This window comes from Promicromonospora kroppenstedtii DSM 19349, from assembly GCF_000515355.1.
GTDB lineage: Bacteria > Actinomycetota > Actinomycetes > Actinomycetales > Cellulomonadaceae > Promicromonospora > Promicromonospora kroppenstedtii.
Genome location: NZ_KI911745.1, coordinates 2,269 through 5,247, shown reverse-complemented (window position 1 = coordinate 5,247; position 2,979 = coordinate 2,269). Strand labels below are relative to the sequence as shown.

3 protein-coding genes are annotated in these 2,979 nt (G+C 70.1%); all 3 read left to right on the top strand.

Translation table 11 applies throughout. From position 1 onward, the window contains the following. On the top strand, positions 1-259 hold a 259-nt coding region (locus PROKR_RS25210; protein ID WP_036969227.1), incomplete at its 5' end, for an AAA family ATPase. Between the two features lie 87 nt (positions 260-346). After that, complete coding sequence (locus PROKR_RS25205; protein WP_036969225.1) at positions 347-1,360, top strand: chitinase; 1,014 nt, start codon at positions 347-349, stop codon at positions 1,358-1,360. A gap of 168 nt (positions 1,361-1,528) precedes the next feature. Continuing rightward, positions 1,529-2,875, top strand: a complete 1,347-nt coding sequence (locus PROKR_RS25200; protein ID WP_245605965.1) for a ricin-type beta-trefoil lectin domain protein — start codon at positions 1,529-1,531, stop codon at positions 2,873-2,875. Positions 2,876-2,979 lie beyond the last annotated feature (104 nt).

Sequence of the window (2,979 nt, the reverse complement as noted above, 5' to 3'; positions counted from 1 at the left end):
GACGCTGTCGGGCGGCGAGCGGTTCCGGGTGGCGCTGGCGCGGCTGCTGCTGGCGGACCCGCCGGCGCAGCTCCTGGTGCTGGACGAGCCGACGAACAACCTCGACATCGCGAGCACCGACCAGCTCGTCGACGCGCTGTCCGCGTACCGTGGCGCGCTGCTGGTGGTCAGCCACGACTCGGCGTTCCTGGAGCGGCTCGGACTGGACGCCGAGATCCGGCTGGACACGGCGGGCAACCTGACGCACGTGCGGGCCTGAGGCGTACGTGATTACCCTGATGCGCCATTTTTCACCCCGGTTGTACGGTCTCTTTACTTATCCGACCGACATCTTCGGGAGACGACGATGAAGACCAACCCGAGGCGCCTCGCACTGCTCGGCGCCGTGACCGCGATGGTCCTGGCCGGCAGCGGCATGGTCGGCGCCGGCGCGATGGAGATCGCGGGTCCGCGGGCCGACGTGCAGGCGGAACCGGAGGCCCTGGCGGAGAAGATGCCCGGCGCGCCCTACCTGTACCTGGGCTGGGGCGACCCGCAGAACGCCACCTCGGTGATGAGCGAGACCGGGGTCTCGGCGTTCACCATGGCGTTCCTGCTGTCGTCGGGCGGCTGCACGCCCGCGTGGGACGGTCAGCGGCCGCTGACCGGCGGCGTCGACGAGCAGACGATCGACGCGATCCAGGCCGCCGGCGGCCAGGTGCAGATCTCCTTCGGGGGCTACTCGGGCAACAAGCTGGGCCCGAACTGTTCCAGCCCGGAGGCGTTCGCCGGGGCGGTGCAGCAGGTCATCGACGCGCACGGACCTGACGTCGTGGACTTCGACATCGAGAACACCGACGAGTACGAGGACTACGCCGTCCAGGACCGGATCCTGCAGGGGATCGCGATCGTCAAGCAGAACAACCCCGGCGTCAAGGCCGTGGTGACGATCCCGACCACCACGACCGGCCCGGGCGGTGCCGGCTCGCGCCTCATCACGCGCGCCGCCGAGCTGGGTACCCCGATCGACAACTACACGATCATGACGTTCGACTTCGGCGGCTCCGACATGGTGGCCGACACGATCAGCGCGGCCCAGGGCCTGAAGGACCAGCTCAAGGCGGCGCACGGCTGGTCCGACGCCGAGGCGTACTCCTACTCCGGGATCTCGGGCATGAACGGCCTGTCCGACGTCGGCGAGACCACCACGCCCGCGCAGTGGACCGAGATCCGGGACTGGGCGAGCTCCCACGGGCTGACCCGGTTCGCGTACTGGGCCGTGAACCGCGACCGCGGCTGCGAGGGCGGCGGCGTGACGTCCAACTGCAGCGGCATCGCGCAGGAGGACCTCGAGTTCACGCGGATCACCGCCGGGTTCTGACCTCGCCGCCCCGCCGTCGGGCACCGGTTCGCAGCCTGCGAGCCGGTGCCCTTCGTCGTCGAGCGGGAACCTGTGTGGTTCCTGTACGGGTAAGCCCCAATGTTGCAGGCGTCAAGGAAGTCGTACGTTCTCCTCACTTACCGACCTGAAAGTTTGAGGAGGACGACCATGGAAGCACGTCAACGGCGCCATGCTCTTCGATGGCGTGGTCTCGGCGGCCTCGCGGCACTGGCCCTGGCGCTCACCACGGTGCTCACGCTCGGCGGTGGTGCGGTGCCCGCGCAGGCGGCCACGGGCGCCATCACCGGCTACGGCGGCAAGTGCGTCGACGTCGCGGCGGCCAGCTCGGCCAACGGGACGCAGATCCAGCTCTACGGCTGCAACGGCACGAACGCCCAGAGCTGGGACGTGCGCACCGACGGCACGGTCCGGGCGCTCGGCAAGTGCCTCGACGTCGCCGACGCGAGCACCGCGAACGGTACCCGCGTGCAGCTCTGGGACTGCAACGGCAGCGCCGCGCAGCGCTGGACAGCGGGCGCGGACGGCACGCTGCGCGCGCTCGGCAAGTGCCTGGACGCCACAGGGCCGAGCTCCGCGGACGGCACGCCGCTCCAGCTCTGGGACTGCTTCGCCGGCGCCAACCAGCGCTGGACGCTCCCGTCCGGCGGCAGCAACCCGGAGCCGAACCCGGCGAAGATGCCGGGCGCGCCCTACCTGTACCTGGGCTGGGGCAACCCGCCGAGCGCGACCTCGGTGATGAGCCAGACGGGCGTCCGCGCGTTCACCATGGCGTTCATCCTGTCCTCCGGGGGGTGCAACCCGGCGTGGGACGGCAGCCGCCCGCTCACCGGCGGCGTCGACCAGCAGACCATCAACGCGATCAAGGCCGCCGGCGGCCAGGTGCAGATCTCGTTCGGCGGTTGGTCCGGCAACAAGCTCGGCCCCAACTGCTCGACGCCGGCCGCCTACGCCGGGGCCGTGCAGCAGGTCATCAACGCGCACCAGCCGAACGTCGTGGACTTCGACATCGAGAACTCCGACGAGTTCGAGAACACAGTCGTCCAGGACCGCATCCTGCAGGGCCTGACCATCGTCAAGCAGAACAACCCGAACGTGAAGATCGCCGTCACGATCGGCACGGGCCGAGGCGGCCCCGAGGGTGCGGGCACCCGGCTGATCAACCGGGCCGCGCAGCTCGGCGTCCCGATCGACAACTACACGATCATGCCGTTCAACTTCGGCTCCTCGAACATCGCGCAGGACACGATCAACGCGTCCGAGGGCCTGAAGAACCAGCTCAAGTCGGCCAACGGCTGGACCGACGCCCAGGCGTACGCCCACATGGGCATCTCCGGCATGAACGGCAGCTCCGACCAGGGCGAGGTCACCACCACCGCCGCCTGGACGCAGATCCGTGACTACGCCCGCAACAACGGCCTGACGCGCCTCGCGTTCTGGTCCGTCAACCGGGACCAGCCCGGGTTCGAGTTCACGCGCATCACGGGAGGCTTCTGATGAGGGTCCTTAGCAGGTCGGCCGGCCGCGGCCGGGTCCTGGTCACCCTCGCCGTGGCCGTCGGGCTGGCCCTGCCCGCGGCCACCGCCGGGACCGCCGTCGCC

Coding starts and splice junctions, on each gene's coding strand:
- PROKR_RS25205 (WP_036969225.1), top strand. CDS start 347: ATGAAGACCAACCCGAGGCGCCTCGCACTGCTCGGCGCCGTGACCGCG.
- PROKR_RS25200 (WP_245605965.1), top strand. CDS start 1,529: ATGGAAGCACGTCAACGGCGCCATGCTCTTCGATGGCGTGGTCTCGGC.